This window comes from Xanthomonas sp. AM6 (genome assembly GCF_025665335.1).
Classification (GTDB): Bacteria; Pseudomonadota; Gammaproteobacteria; order Xanthomonadales; family Xanthomonadaceae; genus Xanthomonas_A.
Genome location: NZ_CP106869.1, coordinates 4,410,693 through 4,428,785, shown reverse-complemented (window position 1 = coordinate 4,428,785; position 18,093 = coordinate 4,410,693). Strand labels below are relative to the sequence as shown.

At 70.2% G+C, this 18,093-nt stretch carries 17 protein-coding genes; 14 read left to right on the top strand and 3 right to left on the bottom strand.

What is annotated here, in order from left to right; genetic code table 11:
- Window positions 1-16: 16 nt before the first annotated feature.
- The gene (locus OCJ37_RS18970; protein WP_263111240.1) at window positions 17-499 is read right to left on the bottom strand and encodes an Mpo1 family 2-hydroxy fatty acid dioxygenase; all 483 of its coding nucleotides are present in this window, start codon (window positions 497-499) and stop codon (window positions 17-19) included.
- A 171-nt stretch (window positions 500-670) separates the two neighbouring features.
- Between OCJ37_RS18970 and OCJ37_RS18965 the strand changes: the two genes are divergently transcribed.
- The 4 genes from OCJ37_RS18965 to OCJ37_RS18950 are packed head-to-tail and all read left to right on the top strand — an operon-like array spanning window position 671 to window position 3,132.
- Window positions 671-1,249: an RNA polymerase sigma factor gene (locus OCJ37_RS18965; RefSeq protein WP_263111239.1), complete on the top strand. Its 579-nt coding sequence runs from the start codon at window positions 671-673 to the stop codon at window positions 1,247-1,249.
- 13 nt (window positions 1,250-1,262) lie between these two features.
- On the top strand, window positions 1,263-1,574 hold the full coding sequence (locus tag OCJ37_RS18960; RefSeq protein WP_263111238.1) for a hypothetical protein: 312 nt from the start codon (window positions 1,263-1,265) through the stop codon (window positions 1,572-1,574).
- A complete protein-coding gene (locus OCJ37_RS18955; protein WP_263111237.1) occupies window positions 1,571-1,879 on the top strand; it encodes a 4Fe-4S dicluster domain-containing protein in 309 nt (102 codons plus the stop codon). Before OCJ37_RS18960 ends, OCJ37_RS18955 begins: the two co-directional genes overlap by 4 nt.
- Entirely contained in the window at window positions 1,876-3,132 is a 1,257-nt protein-coding gene (locus OCJ37_RS18950) for an MFS transporter (protein WP_263111236.1), read from the top strand. Before OCJ37_RS18955 ends, OCJ37_RS18950 begins: the two co-directional genes overlap by 4 nt.
- A 92-nt stretch (window positions 3,133-3,224) precedes the next feature.
- On the opposite strand, the gene OCJ37_RS18945 is transcribed toward OCJ37_RS18950, so the two are convergent.
- Window positions 3,225-4,151, bottom strand: a complete 927-nt coding sequence (locus tag OCJ37_RS18945) for a phosphoribosylaminoimidazolesuccinocarboxamide synthase (RefSeq protein WP_263111235.1) — start codon at window positions 4,149-4,151, stop codon at window positions 3,225-3,227.
- Between the two features lie 143 nt (window positions 4,152-4,294).
- On the opposite strand from OCJ37_RS18945, the gene OCJ37_RS18940 reads away from it, so the two are divergent.
- The 6 genes from OCJ37_RS18940 (at window position 4,295) to OCJ37_RS18915 (ending at window position 10,718) form a co-directional block, all read left to right on the top strand.
- Window positions 4,295-4,627, top strand: coding sequence for a J domain-containing protein (locus tag OCJ37_RS18940; RefSeq protein WP_263111234.1), 333 nt, complete (start codon window positions 4,295-4,297; stop codon window positions 4,625-4,627).
- 10 nt (window positions 4,628-4,637) lie between these two features.
- Window positions 4,638-5,306 (top strand): ribulose-phosphate 3-epimerase, encoded by a 669-nt coding sequence (gene rpe, locus OCJ37_RS18935; RefSeq protein ID WP_263111233.1) that lies wholly within the window; start codon window positions 4,638-4,640, stop codon window positions 5,304-5,306.
- Window position 5,307: 1 nt separating this feature from the next.
- Window positions 5,308-5,790: a GNAT family N-acetyltransferase gene (locus OCJ37_RS18930; RefSeq protein ID WP_263111232.1), complete on the top strand. Its 483-nt coding sequence runs from the start codon at window positions 5,308-5,310 to the stop codon at window positions 5,788-5,790.
- Window positions 5,791-6,302: 512 nt separating this feature from the next.
- Entirely contained in the window at window positions 6,303-7,241 is a 939-nt protein-coding gene (gene yegS / locus OCJ37_RS18925; protein ID WP_263111231.1) for a lipid kinase YegS, read from the top strand.
- A 928-nt stretch (window positions 7,242-8,169) separates the two neighbouring features.
- A complete protein-coding gene (trpE, locus tag OCJ37_RS18920; RefSeq protein ID WP_263111230.1) occupies window positions 8,170-9,645 on the top strand; it encodes an anthranilate synthase component I in 1,476 nt (491 codons plus the stop codon).
- Between the two features lie 2 nt (window positions 9,646-9,647).
- Complete coding sequence (locus OCJ37_RS18915) at window positions 9,648-10,718, top strand: threonine aldolase family protein (protein ID WP_263113735.1); 1,071 nt, start codon at window positions 9,648-9,650, stop codon at window positions 10,716-10,718.
- A 120-nt stretch (window positions 10,719-10,838) separates the two neighbouring features.
- On the opposite strand, the gene OCJ37_RS18910 is transcribed toward OCJ37_RS18915, so the two are convergent.
- Window positions 10,839-11,570 (bottom strand): helix-turn-helix domain-containing protein, encoded by a 732-nt coding sequence (locus OCJ37_RS18910; protein ID WP_263111229.1) that lies wholly within the window; start codon window positions 11,568-11,570, stop codon window positions 10,839-10,841.
- A 244-nt stretch (window positions 11,571-11,814) separates the two neighbouring features.
- Here OCJ37_RS18910 and OCJ37_RS18905 point away from each other — a divergent pair, with 244 nt between their 5' ends.
- The 4 genes from OCJ37_RS18905 to OCJ37_RS18890 all read left to right on the top strand — a co-directional run bounded on the left by OCJ37_RS18905 (window position 11,815) and on the right by OCJ37_RS18890 (window position 18,019).
- Complete coding sequence (locus tag OCJ37_RS18905; protein WP_263111228.1) at window positions 11,815-13,839, top strand: serine hydrolase domain-containing protein; 2,025 nt, start codon at window positions 11,815-11,817, stop codon at window positions 13,837-13,839.
- Between the two features lie 58 nt (window positions 13,840-13,897).
- A complete protein-coding gene (locus OCJ37_RS18900; RefSeq protein ID WP_263111227.1) occupies window positions 13,898-14,911 on the top strand; it encodes a dipeptide epimerase in 1,014 nt (337 codons plus the stop codon).
- Window positions 14,908-16,245 (top strand): peptide MFS transporter, encoded by a 1,338-nt coding sequence (locus tag OCJ37_RS18895; RefSeq protein WP_263111226.1) that lies wholly within the window; start codon window positions 14,908-14,910, stop codon window positions 16,243-16,245. Before OCJ37_RS18900 ends, OCJ37_RS18895 begins: the two co-directional genes overlap by 4 nt.
- Before the next feature lie 64 nt (window positions 16,246-16,309).
- Entirely contained in the window at window positions 16,310-18,019 is a 1,710-nt protein-coding gene (locus OCJ37_RS18890) for an N-acyl-D-amino-acid deacylase family protein (RefSeq protein WP_263111225.1), read from the top strand.
- Window positions 18,020-18,093: the final 74 nt, after the last annotated feature.

Genomic DNA, 18,093 nt, shown 5'->3' with positions numbered 1-18,093 from the left:
GCGGGCGGCGCCCGGTTCAGTAGCGCCAGCCCATGCGCCGGTAGAGCTTGGCCAGCACCCAGGCCGGCCCGATCAGCAGGTACACCAGGTCGGTGAGGAAGCTGGGCTTGTGGCCTTCCAGCTTGTGCCCGACGAACTGCGCGATCCACGCCACCACGAACACGCCCACTGCCAGCCACAGCAGGCCGGGCAGGCCGATGCGCGCCTCCAGCAACCGGCACAGGCAGCCGCAGAAGAAGAACGCCGCCAGCATGCCGTAGCCCAGCGGCCGCGACAGCCGGTTGTAGTACATCCATGCCGCGAACATCCCCAGCGCCGCCCACAGCCCGCTCTGGAACCAGCTGCCGCCGACCGGGATGCACCACAGCAGCGCCACCACCGACCACAGGATCGCCGGCACCGCGACCACGTGGATGCGCTGGTTGGCGGCATTGCGGTGATCGTCGGAATAGCTGGCGAAGTAGCGGTCGATCGGGCGCGCGTAGGCGGTGGTATCCATCTTCCCTCCCAGGAACCGGGCCAGCATAGCGCCATCCCGGGACCGGCGCGGAGACAACGGCGGCCTCGCGCGTCCCTGCGCCAGCGCCGCCACGCAGGGCGACGCGCCGGGCAGCGCAAAAAACATCTTGGCCGGCCACAATATCGGCCGCGCTGTCACGTCTGCAACAGCATGAGCCCATCGCACCCAGCGCCCGAGACCGACCGCGACATCGCCGCGACGGTCCTGCGCGAGCGTTCCAGGCTCGGCAACTTCATCCGCCGCCGCGTGCTCGACCGGGCCGACGCCGAGGACATCCTGCAGGACGTGCTCTCCGAGTTCGTGCAGGCCTACCGGCTGCCCGCGCCGATCGAGCAGGCCAGCGCGTGGCTGTTCCAGGTCGCGCGCAACCGCATCATCGACCGCTTCCGCAAGCGCAGGGCGCAGCCGCCGGACGCGCGCATCGGCGGCGCAGACGAGGACGGCGACGACGACACGCTGCGCCTGGACCTGGAACTGCCCGCGCCCGATGGCGGGCCGGAGGCCGCGTATGCGCGGGCGAGCCTGCTGGCGGCCTTGCAACAGGCGTTGGACGAACTGCCGGACACCCAGCGCGAGGTGTTCGTGGCCCACGAATTCGAGGGCCGCAGCTTCAGGCAGATGGCGGACGACAGCGGCATCGCGATCAACACCCTGCTGGCGCGCAAGCGCTACGCCGTGCTGTACCTGCGCGCGCGGCTGCAGGCGGCTTACGACGAACTCGAATCATGAAGGAGTGAACGACATGGCATTTTCCAGAATCTGGTACGTGGGCAAGCCGGTGATCGCCCTCGCGGCGGTCGCCGTGCTCGGCGCGGTGGTCATGCTGCTGTGGAACGCGGTGGTGCCGCTGGCATTGAGCGGCGCACGCCCGATCGACTATCCGCACGCGGTGGGATTGCTGGTGCTCAGCCGCATCCTGTTCGGCGGATTCCGCGGCCACGGAGGATGGCGCCGGCATCGCCACTGGGAGAAGTGGCAGGCGATGACCCCGGAAGAGCGCGAGCAGTTCCGCCACGGCATGCATCGCCGCCGGCATCGGGGCGAGCGCCAATGACGCCCATCCACGCTGCCAAGACCGTGTGCAAGCAGCCGCCCGGCGCCGTGGCGCCGAGCGTGGAACTGGCACGCTGCGAGGGCAAGGGCGATTGCGTCCGGGTGTGCCCGGAGCAGGTGTTCGAACTGCGCCGCATCGATGCCGACGACTATCTGCGCCTTGGCCTGTTGCAGCGGTTCAAGCTGCGCGTGCACGGCATGCGCGTCGCATACGCGCCCAACGCCGACGCCTGCCGCGGTTGCGGCCTGTGCGTGGAAGCGTGCCCGGAACACGCGATCGTGCTGCGCCGGGTGCAACCGGCATGAGCGCGCAGACCTCCGCCGCGCCCCCGGGCTTCAGCGCTTACCAGAAAGTGGTGGCCGGCATGCTGGCCTTCCTGCAGTTCGCCGTCATCCTCGATTTCATGCTGATGTCGCCGCTGGGCGCGACGATCATGCCCGCGCTGCGCATCGGCCCGACCCAGTTCGGCCTGGTCGTGTCGGCGTATGCGTTCAGCGCCGCCCTCTCCGGGCTGCTGACCGCCGGCTTCGCCGACAGGTTCGACCGCAAGCGGCTGCTGCTGTTCTTCTACGCCGGCTTCATCGTCGGCACCGCGTGGTGCGGGCTGGCGCGGAGCTTCGAGAGCCTGCTGCTGGCGCGCATCGTCACCGGGCTGTTCGGCGGCGTGATCGGCTCGGTGGTGCTGGCCATCGCCACCGACCTGTTTCCCGCGCAACTGCGCGGGCGGGTGATGGGATTGATCCAGACCGCTTTCGCCGCCAGCCAGGTGCTGGGCATCCCGATCGGCCTGTACCTGTCCAACCGCTGGGACTGGCACGCGCCGTTCCTGGCGATGGCCGCGTTCGGCCTGCTCGCCGGGCTGGTCGTGGCGTGGCGGCTGCAGCCGGTCACCGGACACCTGCAGGCGCCGCGCGAACACGGCGCGTGGCGGCATCTGCTGCATACGCTGACCGTGCCGCGCCATCTGCTGGCGTTCGCCGCGACCGCGCTGCTGAGCACCGGCGGATTCATGCTGATGCCGTTCAGCAGCGCCTACATCGTCGGCAATCTCGGCATCGCTCTGCACAGCCTGCCGACCATCTACCTGATCACCGGGCTGTGCGCGATCGTGTTCGGCCCGTTGATCGGCAGGGCCACCGACAGGTTCGGCATCCTGCCTGTGTTCACCTTCGGCACGCTGCTGTCCAGCGTGATGGTGCTGGTCTACACCCATCTCGGCCCGGTCCCGCTGCCGGTGCTGATCGTGGTCAACGTGTTCCTGTTCGCCGCGATCTTCTCGCGCATGATTCCGTTCCAGGCATTGGCGGCGTCGGTGCCGGCACTGCCGCAGCGCGGCGCCTTCAACGCGATCAGCGCCTCCGTGCAGCAACTGTCCGGCGGCCTGGCATCGCTGGTCGCCGGGCATATCGTCACGATCGGGGCCGACGGCCGGCTGCAGCACTTCGCGGTGGTCGGCTACGTGGTGGTCGCGGTATCGCTGCTGGCCTGGGCGCTGCTGCGCGGGCTGCAGCGGAGCATGCAGCGCGAGCCGGACCTGCAGGGCGCCGCGGCGGGCTGACGCGCGCGCGGCGGACGCGATGCCCGCCACCCGAGCGCCTGCACGTTGCCGGCGCGCGCGCCGCCGCAGCGCGCGTCCGCGCGCCGCTGCGGTCAGTCGATCGAAATCCCCGCCAGCCGCTGCAGCGCCTCGGCGTACTTGGCGCGGGTGCGGTCGATCACGTCCTGCGGCAGGCGCGGGCCGGGCGCGGTCTTGCCCCAGTCCAGCGTCTCCAGGTAGTCGCGCACGAACTGCTTGTCGTAGCTCGGCGGGCTGGTGCCCACCTGGTATTCGTCGGCCGGCCAGTAGCGCGAGGAGTCCGGGGTCAGCATCTCGTCCATGATGTACAGGCGGCCGTCGGCGTCGGTGCCGAACTCGAACTTGGTGTCGGCCAGCAGGATCCCGCGCTCGGCGGCGAAGTCGGCGGCGAAGCGGTAGATGCGCAGCGTGGCGTCGCGCACGCGCTCGGCCAGTTCGGCGCCGACGGTCTTGACCATCGCGTCGAAGTCGATGTTCTCGTCGTGGTCGCCGACCGCGGCCTTGGTCGAGGGGGTGAAGATCGGCTCGGCCAGTTTCTCGGCCTGGCGCAGGCCGTCGGGCAGTTCGATGCCGCTGACCTTGCCGGTGCGCTGGTAGTCCTTCCAGCCGCTGCCGATCAGGTAGCCGCGGGCGATCGCCTCCACCGGCACCGGCTTGAGCTTCTTGGTCACCACCGCGCGCCGGGCGTACAACTGCGCGTCCACGCCGGCCGGCAGCACCGCGGCCACGTCGATGCCGGTGAGGTGGTTGGGCATCAGGTGCTCGGTCTTCTTGAACCAGAAGTTGGAGACCTGGCACAGCATCTCGCCCTTGCCGGGAATCGGGTCGGGCAGCACCACGTCGAACGCCGACAGGCGGTCGGTGGCGACCATCAGCAGGTAGTCCCCGGGCGGGGCGTCGGCAGGCAGGCGGTCGCGGGGGATATCGAATACGTCGCGGACCTTGCCCCGGTGACGCAACGGCAGGCCGGGCAGATCGGATTGCAACAGCGTGGTGGACACAGGCACTCCTACGGACTTCGCAATGGCGGCTGTCCCGGGACCCGGCGGGCCCGCGGCTCGACAGCGGGCCGCGTAGTGTACGGCCGGAAAGGCCCGCTGTGCCGTAAAATACGAGGCCTTGTCCGCCGAGCCCGCCCTCGCCCATGCACTGGTACGGAAAACTGCTCGGCGCGATCGTCGGGGCGCTGCTGTTCCGGCCCAATCCGGTGTTCGGCGCGGCGCTGGGGCTGCTGGTCGGGCATGCGCTGGACGCCGACTGGTTCAAGCTCGGCCAGCGCGAGGACCCCTACCGCGAGTTGGGCGTGACCCGCGACGCCACCGATGCGGAGATCGAGCTGGCCTATCGCCGGCTGATCTCCCAGTATCACCCCGACAAGGTCGCCGGCGCCAGCCCGGAGCTGCGGGCGCGGGCCGAGAAGAAGGCCAGCCAGCTCAACACCGCCTACGACCGTATCCGCACCCTGCGCAAGCGCTGAGACCTCCGCCATGTCCGACTGCATCATCTCCCCGTCCATCCTGTCCGCCGACTTCGCCCGCCTCGGCGAGGAAGTGGACGCCGTGCTCGCGGCCGGCGCCGACTGGATCCATTTCGACGTGATGGACAACCACTACGTGCCGAACCTGACCATCGGCCCGATGGTGTGCCAGGCGCTGCGCAAGCACGGCGTCACCGCGCCGATCGACGTGCACCTGATGGTCGAGCCGGTGGACCGGCTGATCCCGGATTTCGCCGAGGCAGGCGCCAGCCTCATCAGCTTCCATCCCGAGGCCAGCCGCCACGTGCACCGCACGATCCAGCTGATCAAGTCGCACGGCTGCAAGGCCGGGCTGGTGCTCAATCCGGCCACCCCGGTGGACATCCTCGACTGGGTGCTCGACGACCTGGACCTGGTGCTGGTGATGTCGGTCAACCCGGGCTTCGGCGGCCAGGCCTTCATCCCCGCGGCGCTGGACAAGCTGCGCGCGGTCCGCAGCAGGATCGACGCCAGCGGCAAGCCGATCCGGCTGGAGATCGACGGCGGGGTCAAGCCGGACAACATCGCCGCGATCGCCGCGGCGGGCGCGGACACCTTCGTCGCCGGCTCGGCGATCTTCAACGCCCCGGACTATGCCGCGGTGATCGCGCAGATGCGCGCGGCGGTGGCGGGGCGCTGAGATGGCCGCGCTGCACATCCGCCCGGCCACCGCCGACGACGCGGCGCTGATCCTGCGCCTGATCCGCGACCTGGCCCGCTACGAGCGCGCCGAGGACGCGGTGCAGACCGACGAGGCCGGGCTGCGCGCCAGCCTGTTCGGCCCGGGCGCCACCGCGCATGCGCTGATCTGCGAAGCCGACGCGCAGCCGATCGGCTACGCGGTGTACTTCTACAACTACTCGACCTGGCTCGGCCGCAACGGCCTGTACCTGGAAGACCTGTACGTGGCCCCCGAACACCGCGGCGGCGGCGCCGGCAAGGCCTTGCTGCGGCACCTGGCCCGGCAGGCCGTGGCCGAGGGTTGCGGCCGGTTCGAATGGTCGGTGCTGGACTGGAACCGGCCGGCGATCGACTTCTACGAAGCCGCCGGCGCGCGGGCGCAGGACGAATGGACCGTGTACCGGCTGCAGGGCGAGGCGCTGGCCAGGTTCGCGGCCGGCTGAGCGGCGGCGCCGACGCAAAAGAAAGAACCGCACTGTCGCCAGTGCGGCCCCTGGGAGAAATCGGAGGCTGATCCTGCCTCCATCCGTCGTCCTTGCTATGGACTCCCATGGTCCGGGCGATCGGTGACGGGCGTATGACACGGCGGCAGACAGCGCGGGGCTCGTCGCCGGGGTTGGAGCGGCGATGCGATGGGCGCCGCCGCTGCCTCATGCGCCGCGTGGCGCACGGCCCGCATGCGCCACGTCCTCGCCGCTGGGCGCTCCCGCGTGCCAGAACGCATCGCCGACCGCGACCGGAGCGCGGCCCGGAAGTGGCGCCGCGCTCGGCCAACAGGGGCGGGTCCTCGCCCTTTCGCCGGTGCGGCAGCGGCGCCGGCGTTCGTGCCGGGGGTGTGCGAAGGCGCGGGCAGCGTCGCTGAGGTACCGCCGCGGTCGCGGTCGGTGCACGGCGCATTCACGAGCCCCGCATCCGCCGCCGGCTAGGCTGCGGGCCTGATCCCGGGAAGGTCCGTATGGCAACACCGCACTGGCGTCTGATCCTCAACGGCAAGTCCGCGGGCGACGAAGCCCTGCGCGAGGCCGTCGCCGACCTGCGCACGCGCGGCATCCGGTTGGAGGTGCGGGTGACCTGGGAGGAGGGCGACGCCGAACGCTACGTGGCCGAGGCCGTGTCCGATGGCGCGGACTGCATCGTCGCCGCCGGCGGCGACGGCACCCTGAGCGAAGTGGCCAGCGCGCTGGCCCACCGCGACGCCGCGGCCGCGGCGCTGCCGGCGCTGGGCCTGGTGCCGCTGGGCACCGCCAACGATTTCGCCAGCGCCGCCGGCATCCCCGACACGCCGCTGGACGCGCTGGAGCTGATCGCGCAGGCGCCGGCAGTGGCCATCGACCTGCTGCGCATCGAGGCCGAGCACGGCCCGCACTGGTGCGCCAACGTCGCCAGCGGCGGCTTCGGCACCCAGGTCACGGTGGAGACCGACGAGGGCCTGAAGAAGATGCTCGGCGGGCTGGCCTACCTGATCACCGGGATGGGCAAGCTGGGCCAGATCGACCCGATCCAGGCGCGGTTCGAGGGGCCGGAGTTTTCCTGGGAAGGCGAATTCATCGCGCTGGGCCTGGGCAACGGGCGCCAGGCCGGCGGCGGCCAGGCGCTGTGCCCGGACGCGCTGCTCGACGACGGCCTGCTCGACCTGACCATCGTCCCGGAGATGACTGGCGAAGTCGCCGCCACGCTGGGCACGCTGGTCACCTCCGGCAAGCAGGCCGCGCTGGAGCGCGTGGCGGTGCGCGCGCGGCTGCCGTGGCTGCGCATCGAGGCGGCCATCCCGCTGACCTTGAACCTGGATGGCGAGCCGGAGACTTCGCGGCATTTCCGCATCGACTGCGTGCCCGGCCGCCTGCGCATGCACCTGCCGCTGGATTCGGCGTTGCTGCGCGGCCGCGCGGGGTAGCGGCGCGGCGGCGGGGCAGCTTGTCGCGTGGTTATCGCCTCGCGACTGAAGTCGCTCCCACAAGGGGCTCGCGGCGAGCATCTGGGTGCACTCTGGGTGCACTGTAGGAGGGACTTCAGTCCCGACCGCTTCCGAAGCCGCCGGCTCTGCCGCTTCGTTCGTCGCGACTGAAGTCGCTCCTAACAAGGGCTCGCGGCAAGCGTGCTGGGTGCACTGTAGGAGGGACTTCGGTCCCGACCGCTTCCGCAGCCGCCGGCTCCGCCGCTTCGTTCGTCGCGACTGAAGTCGCTCCTAACAAGGGCTCGCGGCAAGCGTGCTGGGTGCACTGTAGGAGGGACTTCAGTCCCGACTGCTTCCGAAGCCGCCGGCTCCGCCGCTTTGTCGTCGCGACTGAAGTCGCTCCTACAAGGGCTTGCGGTGAGCATGTTGGGGCGCACTGTAGGAGGGACTTCAGTCCCGACGCTTCCGCAGCCGTCGGCTCCGCCGCTTCGTTCGTCGCGACTGAAGTCGCTCCTGCAAGGGGCTTGCGGCGAGCATGCTGGGTGCACTGTAGGAGAGGCTTCAGTCCCGACTGCTTCCGAAGCCGCCTGCTCCGCCGCTTCGTTCGTCGCGACTGAAGTCGCTCCTACAAGGGGCTCGGGGCGAGAATGCTGGGTGCACTGTGGGAGGGACTTCAGTCCCGACTGCTTCCAGTCCAGGCAATCCCGACGCCTTTTCCCCGGTCCTCCATCCAGGCCGCGCATCACCCCACGCAACGCAACGCCGATGGTGCCGCCTGCAACCGTTGCCAGCCATCGCAGTTGCGGTAAAGTAGCCGCCGTGTCCAGCCTGACGACTCCGCTTTCCCTCACTTCCGCTCGCCGTGCGTGGCGATGGTGGCCTGCAGCCGTCGTCCGCCCCGCCACCGAGTCCCGGAAGGAAAGCCGTCTTGATCACCCGCGAGCAGTTCCAGCGCTACGCCGCTGAAGGCCACACCCGCATCCCCGTCGTCCGCGAAGTGCTGTCCGACCTGGACACGCCGCTGTCGGTCTATCTCAAGCTCGCCGATGCCCCGCACACCTATCTGTTCGAATCGGTGGAAGGCGGCGAACGTTTCGGCCGCTATTCGATCATCGGCCTGCCGGTGCGCCGCGTGTACACCTTCAGCGGGCACACGCTGGAGGTGCGCGACCACGGCGCGCTGATCGAGCGCCGCGACGTCGCCGATCCGTTCGCCGAGGTCGAGGCGCTGCGCGCGGCGCATTCGGTGCCCAAGCTCGACGGCGTGCCCGGCTTCACCGGCGGCCTGGTCGGCTGGTTCGGCTTCGAATGCATCGGCTACATCGAGCCGCGCCTGGCCAGCGGCGACAAGCGCAACGAACTCGATACCCCCGACATCCTGCTGATGCTGTCCGAGGAGGTCGCCGTGTTCGACAACCTCAAGGGCCGCCTGTACCTGATCGTGCACGCCGATCCACGCGAGGCCGGCGCCTGGGAGCAGGCGCAGGCGCGGCTGGACGCGCTGACCGCCACGCTGCGCCAGCCAGGCGCCGGCTATCCGGCGCCGCTGGCGCGCGACGTGCTCGACGAGAGCGACTTCGTGTCCGGCTTCACCCGCGATGGCTTCATCGCCGCGGTGGAGAAATCCAAGGAATACATCCGCGCCGGCGACATCTTCCAGGTGGTGCTGAGCCAGCGCCTGAGCGTGCCGTTCAGCGCGCGCCCGGTGGACGTGTACCGCGCGCTGCGTGCGCTGAACCCGTCGCCGTACATGTACTTCCTCGACGTCGGCGACACCCAGGTGGTCGGCTCCTCGCCGGAGATCCTGGTGCGGCTGGAAGCCGGCCAGGTCACCGTGCGGCCGATCGCCGGCACCCGCCCGCGGGGCAAGACCGTGGAAGAGGACCTGGCGCTGGAGGCGGAGCTGCTGGCCGACCCGAAGGAGCGCGCCGAGCACCTGATGCTGATCGACCTGGGCCGCAACGACGCCGGCCGCGTGTCGCAGGCCGGCAGCGTCGAAGTCGGCGAGCGCTTCGTGATCGAGCGCTACAGCCACGTCATGCACATCGTCAGCGAGGTCACCGGCACGCTGCTGCCCGGGCTCAGCTACGCCGACGTGCTGCGCGCCACGTTCCCGGCCGGCACGGTCAGCGGCGCGCCGAAGATCCGCGCGCTGGAAGTGATCCGCGAGCTGGAGCCGATCAAGCGCAACGTCTACGCCGGCAGCATCGGCTATCTGGGCTGGCACGGCGACGCCGACACCGCCATCGCGATCCGCACCGCGGTGATCAAGCACGGCCGCCTGCACGTGCAGGCCGGCGCCGGCATCGTCTACGACTCCGATCCGCAGACCGAATGGGACGAAACCATGAACAAGGGCCGCGCGCTGTTCCGCGCGGTGGCCGAGGCGGCGAGGGGGCTGTGAGCGTGTCCGCGCCGAACCCGCGGATCAGCTTCCGCAACGACTACAGCGAAGGCGCGCATCCGCGCCTGCTCGCCGCGCTGGCCGCGGCCAGCGCCGAGCAGAACGGCGGCTACGGCCTGGACCGGCACAGCGAACGCGCCGCGCAGCTGATCCGCCGCGAGATCGGCTGCGCGCACGCCGACGTGCACCTGCTGGTCGGCGGCACGCAGACCAACCTGGCCGCGATCGGCGCGTTCCTGCGTCCGCACCAGGCGGTGATCGCCGCCGCCAGCGGACACATCGCCATCCACGAGACCGGCGCGATCGAGGCCACCGGGCACAAGGTGCTGACCGTGGAAGCGGCCGATGGCCGGCTGAGCCCGGAGTTGATCGCGCCGCTGCTGGCCGAGCACGACAACGAGCACATGGTGCAGCCGCGGCTGGTGTACGTGTCCAACACCACCGAACTCGGCACCGTCTATCGCAAGCGCGAACTGCAGGCCTTGCGCGAGGTCTGCGACGCGCACGGGCTGTGGCTGTTCCTGGACGGGGCGCGCATCGGCAGCGCGCTGACCGCCGAGGGCAACGACCTGGGCCTGGCCGACGTCGCCGCGCTGACCGATGCGTTCTACATCGGCGGCACCAAGAACGGCGCGCTGCTCGGCGAGGCGCTGGTGATCGTGAACCCGGCGCTGCAGGCCGACTTCCGCTACCTGCTCAAGCAGCGCGGCGCGCTGCTGGCCAAGGGCATGGTGCTGGGGGCGCAGTTCGCTGCGCTGTTCGAGGACGGCCTGTACTACGAGCTGGCCGCGCACGCCAACCGCATGGCCGCGCGGCTGCGCGACGGCCTGGCCGCGGCCGGCGCGCAGTTCGCCTCGGAGTCGCCGACCAACCAGCTGTTCGTGGCGCTGCCGTCCTCCGCGGTCGAGGCGCTGGCGCAGCGCTACGACTTCGAGCGCTGGCAACGGCTGGGCGACGGCCGCTGGGTGATCCGCTTCGTGACCTCGTGGGCCACCCAGGCCGACGCGGTCGATACGCTGTGCCGCGATTTCGCCGCGCTCGTGCACTCCGATACGCAACGCGCGACCGGCTGACATTCACCAAGGAGAGGAAGGATGAAGGCGAGCTCATGAGCCCGCGCCATGTTGCCGGTGCTGACCGCCAGCATCGGCACTCGGCAGCATCCGCGCGACGCGCGCCTGGCGTTGCCTGCGTCAGGGTTTTTTCCTGGCCGCGGCCGGACTGCGACGGACTGCCTTCGGCTTGGCCGCAGCGGTTTTCGTCGCAATGGCCCCGGCCTTCTGGCGCACGCGCCCGGTGGCGGTCTCGTCGCCGTGCAGCGTCATCAGCGATTCCAGCAACTGCTCGTCGGAACTGGAGCACACGCCCAGCAGCAGGGCTTCCTTGCAGCCCTTGGCGGCGAGGTAGGCGTGGCCCATGTTGGAGTCGATGTAGACCGATTGGCCCGCATCCAGGACGATCGGGTCGTAGAACTCGGTGTGCACTTCCACGCGGCCCTCGAGCACGTGGATGTACTCCTCGCCCGAGTGGTGGACCAGTTCGCCGAACTCCTCGATGCTCTTGGCGCGCACCTTGGTCAGCACCGGGATCATGCGCTTGCGGCGCAGCTCGGGGCACAGGTAGTAGTAATCGTAGTTGGGCGTGTTGACCCGGATCGCGTCCTCGATCCGGCCGATGCTGCGGCGCGCGGTCACCGCGGGTTCGGGGGTGTCGTCCTGCTCGGCGAACAATTCGGACATGCGCAGCTGCAGGCGCTGGCTGAGCTGCAGCAGCTTGTCGTAGGTGAGGGTCAGGCGGTCGTGCTCGACCTTGGACAGGGTGGAGAGCGGAATGCCGGAATGCTGGCTCATCTGCTTCAGGGTCCAGCCCTTGCGCGCCCGCAGCGAGCGCAGCAGTCCGCCGATGGTGGGGTGGTGCGAATTCATCCTTACCTGCTCTCCTGAGGGAATGCCCGTGCCTGGGGAAGCGTCCTGGGCAGGATCATCATCGCCTTAGTGGATGAGGTTGGAAAGGCCGAAGGCCAAGGGCCCCAGCGGGATGGGCCGGGTCTTTTGACATGGTTGACAATTCTCCGATTGGGATCATTATTACCAAATCAGGACAAAGACAGCCCGCATCCGCCGGTGTTCGAGGCCGCGGGATTGCTCATCACCAGCTCGGAGAGAAGCGATGCGCGTCATCCCGTTCGCGTTGTGCGGCTGTCTGTTGTTCGTGGCATCGCTTGCGCCCGTCAGTGCGCGGCAGGCGCCTTCAATCCCGCCCGCCGTTCCGCCGGCGCCGGCGCCGGCCACCGCGGCCGCTTCGCCGCTGCCCGACACCGGCAGCGCGACCACCGGCGCGCCCGTGCTGGCCCGCGCCGACGTGGAGGCCTGGCTGGACGGCTACCTGCCCTACGCGCTGGAGAGCGGCGACATCGCCGGCGCAGTGGTGGTGGTGGTCAAGGACGGCCAGGTGCTGCTGCAGAAGGGCTACGGCTACTCGGACATCGACAAGCGCACGCCGGTCGACCCGGACGGCACCCTGTTCCGGCCCGGCTCGGTGTCCAAGCTGTTCACCTGGACGGCGGTCATGCAGCTGGTCGAGCAAGGCAAGCTGGACCTGGACGCCGACGTCAACCGCTACATCGACTTCAAGATTCCGCCGCGCGACGGCAAGCCGATGACGCTGCGCCAGATCATGACCCACACCACCGGCCTGGAAGAGCAGATCCGCGGCCTGATCACCTCGCATGCCGACCAGATCGTGCCGCTGGAGGCGGCGCTGAAGCGTTGGGTTCCCGAACGCATCCACGTGCCCGGTGCCACGCCGGCGTATTCCAACTATGCGACGGCGCTGGCCGGCTACATCGTGCAGCGCGTGTCGGGCGAGCCGTTCGACGCCTACATCGCGCGCCACATCTTCCAGCCCCTGGGCATGGCCCATTCGAGCTTCGCGCAACCGCTGCCGCCGGCCCTGCTGGCCAAGGTGTCCAAGGGCTACGACAAGGCCTCCGACGGCAAGCCCAAGGACTACGAGTTCATCAGCCTGGCGCCGGCGGGCAGCCTGGCGGCCACCGGTGCGGACATGGGCCGCTTCATGATCGCGCACCTGCAGGACGGCGCCTACGGCGATGCGCGCATCCTGGGGGCGGACACCGCGCGCAAGATGCATTCCACCGGGCAGGCGTCGGTGGGGCCGCTGAACCGGATGATGCTCGGCTTCTACGAAACCACCATGAACGGCCACCGCGCGATCGCGCACGGCGGCGACACCATGTGGTTCCACAGCGATCTGCAGCTGTTCCTGGACGACGGCATCGGCATCTTCGTGTCCATGAACAGCAGCGGCCGCGATGGGGCGACCGGCCATATCCGCGGCGCGCTGGTGCGCGGATTCGCCGACCGCTACCTGCCGGGACCGGCGGCGCGCGCCGCCGTCGGCGTCGCGCCGGAGCAGGCCAGGCTGCATGCGCAGCAGATGGTCGGGCACTACGACAGCAGCCGCCGTCCGCAAAGCAATCTGCTGTCGCTGGTGAACCTGCTGGGCCAGGTCAAGGTGACGGCCAACGAGGACGGCACGATCAGCGTGTCGATGGCGACGGACGCCAGCGGCGCGCCGAAGAAGTGGCGCGAGATCGCGCCGTACCTGTGGCAGGACGTCGCCGGCGGCGACCGCCTGGCCGCCGACGTGGTCGACGGCAAGGTCGTGCGTTTCAGCATGGAGCCCTACGCGGCGATCATGGTGTTCGAGCGCCTGTCGCTGTGGCGCTCGCTCGCGCTGCCGTTGCTGGCGGCGAGCCTGGCGGTGCTGCTGCTGACCGTGCTGGCGTGGCCGGTCTCGGCGCTGGTGCGCCGCCACTATGGCGTCGCCTACGCGCTGTCGGGGCAGGACGCGCGCGCCCATCGCGTGGTGCGGCTGGCGGCCCTGGCGGTGCTGCTGTCGATCGGCGGTGCGCTCGGCTTCGTGGTGGCGATGCTCAGCGACCTGGAAATGACCGGGGCCGGTTCGGACGCGATGATCAACGCGCTGCGGCTGTTCGCCCTGGTGGCGCTCCCGGTCGGCGCGGCGCTGTCGCTGTGGAACGCATGGCAGGTGCTGCGCGGCAGGCGCCGCTGGCTGGCCAAGCTGTGGGCGGTGCTGCTGGCGCTGGCATGCCTGTACCTGCTGTGGGTGGGATTGGCCCACCACCTGATCGGCTACGGCGCGTACTACTGAGCGAGGCGGGCGGCACCCGCTGCCCGCCACTTCCCTGCATGTCTTTCGCGAGGTGCGCGTGACCATCGCCGGCCCCATCGAACTCGATCTGCACAACGAACCGCTGCCGCTGTCGGCGCCGTTCCGCATCGCCGGACACGTGTTCGACGCGATGCCGGCGACGGTGGTCACGCTGCGCGACGGCACGCACCGCGGGCGCGGGGAGGCGGCGGGCGTGTACTACACGGACGATCGTCCCGAGACGATGATCGCCACGCTCGAAGCGTTGCGGCCGCGCATCGAAGCGGGCATCGACCGGCACACGCTGCGCGCGCTGCTGCCCGCCGGCGGCGCGCGCAATGCGCTGGACTGCGCCCTGTGGGAGCTGGAATCGCAACGCCGCGGCGTGCCGGTGTGGGCGCTGGCCGGGCTGCAGGCGGTGCGCCCATTGCTGACCACCTTCACCGTGGGTGCCGACGCGCCGGCGGTCATGGCCGAGCGCGCGGCCGCCTACGTGCAGGCGCGCGCGCTGAAGCTCAAGCTGACCGGCGACCCGGAGCTCGACGGCGCACGCGTGCGTGCGGTGCGCGCACGCTGCCCCGGGACCTGGATCGGGGTCGATGCCAACCAGGGCTACGATGCGGAGTCCCTGCCGCGGTTGCTGCCGGCGCTGGTCGCCGCGCAGGTCGCGCTGCTCGAGCAGCCGTGCGCGCGCGGCCGGGAAAGCGACCTGGACGGCATCGACCGCGCGCTGCCCTTCGCCGCGGACGAGAGCATCCTCGACCTGGCCGAACTGGAGGCGCGCCACCACCGCTTCGACGTGATCAACATCAAGCTGGACAAGTGCGGCGGGCTCACCGAGGGCCTGCTGATGGCCAAGCGCGCGCGCGAGCTGGGCAAACGGGTGATGGTCGGCAACATGTGCGGCACCAGCCTGGCCGCGGCGCCGGCGTTCGTGCTGGGGCAGTTCTGCGATGTGGTCGACCTGGACGGGCCGATCTTCCTGGCCCGCGACCGCGTGCCGTCGGTGCGCTACGAGGACGGCCACATCGCCTGCGGCGACGAGGTCTGGGGTCACAGGGCCGGCGCATGAGCGAGGCGGCGGACAAGACATGGTTCGGCCAGCCGCGCGGGCTGACCATCCTGTTCCTGACCAACATGTGGGAGCTGTTCTCCTACTACGGCATGCGCACGCTGCTGGTCTACTACATGACCAAGCAGCTGCTGTTCGGCCAGGAAAAGTCCTCCTTCATCTACGGCAGCTACACCGCGATGGCGTATTTCACGCCGATCCTGGGCGGGGCGATCGCCGATCGCTGGCTGGGCAAGCGCAACGCGGTGATCATCGGCGGCAGCGTGATGGCGCTGGGCCATTTCCTGATGGCGTTCGAACCGCTGTTCTACGTCGCGCTGGCGACCATCGCGCTGGGCAACGGGCTGTTCCTGCCCAGCCTGCCCAGCCAGATCAACGACCTGTACGCCGCCGACGACCCGCGCCGCGGCAGGGCCTACAACGTCTACTACGTGGGCCTGAACATCGGCGGCTTCATGGCGCCGCTGATCTGCGGCACCCTGGGCGAGGTCTACGGCTGGCATTACGGCTTCGGCGCCGCCGGCATCGGCATGTTCGTCGGCCTGGCCATCTACGTGCTGGGCCGCGGCTACCTTCCGCCCGACAGCCGCACGCGCACGCATGTGCCGGCCGCTGCGGACGAACCTGCCGGCGACGGCCGGCGGGTGTGGCTGTTGCTGCTGGGCGTGGGCCTTGCGGCGACCATCTTCCGCGGCGCCTACGAGCAGATCGGCAACACGCTGTCGCTGTGGATCGACGTCGGCGTGGACCGGGCCTGGGGCGATGCGGTGATTCCCATGACCTGGTTCCAGTCGCTCAATCCGCTGCTGGTCATCGGCATGACGCCGCTGCTGCTGCTGCACTGGCGGCGCCGCGCCGACGCCGGCCGCGACACGTCGCCGGCGCGCAGGATGGCGATCGGCGCGGTGATCGTCGCGCTGGCCTACCTGTTGCTGGCGGCGCTGGACGGGGCGGCCGGCGGCGGGCGCGTCGGCTGGCCATGGCTGCTGGCGTTCTTCGCGATCCTCACCCTGGGCGAGCTGTACATCCTGCCGACCGGACTGGGCCTGTTCGCGCGCCTGGCGCCGCCGCGGCTGGGCGCGACCACGGTGGCCGCATGGTTCCTGGCGATCTTCACCGGCAGCCTGCTGGCCGGCGCGGTGGGCGCGTTGTGGTCGCGGATCGGCCACGCCGGGTTCTTCGTGCTGCTGGCGGGCCTGGCCGCGCTGGCGGCCTGCCTGCTGTGGATGCTGGACCGGCCCATCCGCCAGGCGGAACGGGCGCGCCGCCCCGCGTCGGCGGAATCGCCGCCGCCCGCCGCCGCGGACCCACTGCCGAAGGGCATCCCGCATTGACGTCTGCCGGTTTCCACCATGCGGCGCCGCCCGTCGGCGTCGCGGTTTCCACAGGAGCACACCGATGTCCGGATTGCGACTTTCCGTTCTGATGCTGGCGCTCGCAGGCGGCGGGCCAGCACCCGCCGCCGCGGCCGCCGGCGAAACGTACGACGTGCTGATCCGCAACGGCGTGGTCTACGACGGCAGCGGCGCGGCCGGCCGCAGCGTCGACGTGGCCGTGCGCGGGGACCGCATCGCCGCGCTGCTGCCGGCGGGAAGCGCGGCGACGGCCACGCACACCGTCGATGCGCGCGGCCAGGCGGTGGCGCCGGGCTTCATCAACGTGCTGAGCTGGGCCAACGAATCGCTGATCGCCGATGGCCGCGGCATGAGCGACACCAAGCAGGGCGTGACGCTGGAGATCTTCGGCGAGGGCTGGTCGATGGGCCCGTACAACGCGGCGATGAAGGCCGACGCGCTGAAGCAGCAGGGCGACATCCGCTACCCGATCGAATGGACCACGCTGGGCCAGTATCTGGACCATCTGCACGAGCGCGGCGTCACGCCGAACGTCGCCTCGTTCGTGGGCGCCACCACGGTGCGCATCCACGAGCTGGGCGAGGGCGACGTCGCGCCGGATGCGGCGCAGCTGGTGCGCATGCAGGACCTGGTGCGGCAGGCGATGGGCGAAGGCGCGCTGGGCGTGGGCAGCTCGCTGATCTATCCGCCGGCCGCCTTCGCCGATACGCGCGAACTGACCGCGCTCGCGCAGGCCGCGGCCGAATCCGGCGGCGGCTACGTGGCGCACATGCGCAGCGAAGCGGACCGGTTCCTGGAAGCGCTGGACGAGACCATCGGCATCGCCCGCGCCACCGGGCAGCGCGCCGAGGTCTATCACCTCAAGGCCGCGGGCGAGAAGAACTGGCCGAAGATGGCCCAGGCGATCGCGAAGATCGACGCGGCGCGCAGGCAGGGCCTGGCGGTCAGCGCCAACATGTACGCCTACACCGCCGGCGGCACCGGGCTGAGCGCGGGCCTGCCGCCGTGGGTGCAGGCCGGCGGCAACGCGGCGATGATCGCCCGGCTCAAGGATCCGGCCATCCGCGCGCGCGTGCTCGCCGAGATGAAGGATCCCAATGTCGATTGGGAGAATATCCGCCTGCTCACCGGCTCGGACGAGCGCGTGCTGTTGACCGAGTTCAAGAACGAAGCGCTGAAGCCCTTGCTCGGCAAGTCTCTGGCGGAAGTGGCGAAGGCGCGCGGCAAACCCGCGGAGGAGACCTTGCTCGACCTGATCGTCGAGGACGGCTCGCCGCGCGCGGCCGCGGCGTATTTCCTGATGAGCGAGGACAACGTCGAGCTGGGGTTGAAGCAGCCGTGGACCAGCCTGGGCTCGGATGCCGAATCGTCGGCGCCGGAAGGCGTCTTCCTGAAGTCCAGCACGCATCCGCGCGCCTACGGCAACGTCGCCCGGTTCCTGGGCCACTACGTGCGCGACCGCAAGCTGATGCCGCTGGAGGAGGGCATCCACCGCCTGACCGGCCTGCCGGCGGCGAACTGGAAACTGCGCGACCGCGGCTGCCTGCAGCCTGGGTGTTTTGCCGACATCGTGGTGTTCGATCCGGCCCGCATCGCCGATCGCGCCAGCTACAAGGCGCCGCAGCAGTACGCGACCGGCGTCAGCGACGTGTTCGTCAACGGTGTGCAGGTGCTGCGCCAGGGCGAACACACCGGCGCGAAACCGGGACGCGTGGTGCGCGGGCCGGGCTGGCGCGACGCAGCGCGGAACTGAGCCGGTGGCCGGCGCCGTGCGCCGGCACCGGCGGCTGCAGGTGTTTTCCAGATGTATTGACAATTCTCTGATTA